Below are 946 nucleotides of genomic sequence, written 5' to 3'. Positions count from 1 at the left end.
GGGAGTCCCAGCACGGTCGCGCCGCCACAGGGCCATGTCGAGGGCGTCGAGGACGAGCTTGGCCCGCTTGCTGGTGGCTGCGGACCAGCCGACGATCGCCCGGGAGAAGACGTCCACGACGAACGCGACGTAGACGATCCCGGACCAGGTGGCCACGTAGGTGAAGTCAGCGACCCACCTCTCGTTCGGCCGGGACGCGGTGAAGTCGCGTTGCAGCAGGTCATCGGCCCGCTCATGCCCTTCGCCGCGCACGGTGGTGCGGATCTTTTTGCCGCGACGGGCGCCTTCCAGACCCAGCTCGCGCATCAGCCTCGCGACCGTGCAGCGGGCCACGGCTATGCCCTCGCGATGCAGCTGCCGCCACACCTTCCGGACCCCGTAGACGCCGTAGTTGTCGGCATGGACCCGGCTGATGTGCGCTTTCAACTCCGCGTCGCGCACCGCGCGGGCGCTTGGAGCACGGTTCTTGGCGGCGTAGTAGGTGCTCGTCGCGATCTTCAGTCCGTGGCCGGACAGCACACGGCAGATCGGCTCGACCCCGAACACCTTCTTGAACTCGTCGATGAACGCTACGAGCGCTTCGACGGCCGGTCGAGCTCGGCCGCGAAGAAAGCCGACGCCGCCTTCAAGATCTCATTGGCCCGCCGCAGTTCGGCGTTCTCGGCCCGCAGTCGCTTGATCTCCGCGGCCTCCTCCGACGTCGTGCCGGGCCGCTGACCGGCGTCTACCTCGGCCTTGCGGACCCAGGTCCGCACCGTCTCTGCCGCACCGATGCCCAGCTTCGCCGCGACCGCCTTCATCGCGGCCCACTCGGTCGGATAGTTCGGACGGATCTCCGCGATCATGCGCACCGCACGCTCGCGAAGCTCAGCAGGGTAAGGGGACGGACGTGCCATGACTCGATCCTCTCAGGGAATCGAGCCTCCATCAGACCCGGAGCGGTTCA

Annotated in this window: 1 pseudogene; it reads right to left on the bottom strand. The window is 67.9% G+C overall.

From position 1 onward, the window contains the following. Positions 1–896, bottom strand: a pseudogene (locus tag MTQ10_RS31785) (IS3 family transposase); the annotation flags it as partial. Between the last annotated feature and the right edge of the window lie 50 nt (positions 897–946).

Source organism: Streptomyces sp. XM83C, assembly GCF_023072675.1.
Lineage (GTDB): Bacteria > Actinomycetota > Actinomycetes > Streptomycetales > Streptomycetaceae > Streptomyces > Streptomyces thermocoprophilus.
The sequence above is the reverse complement of the archived record's forward strand: the minus strand, read 5'-3'. Positions and strand labels throughout refer to the sequence as shown.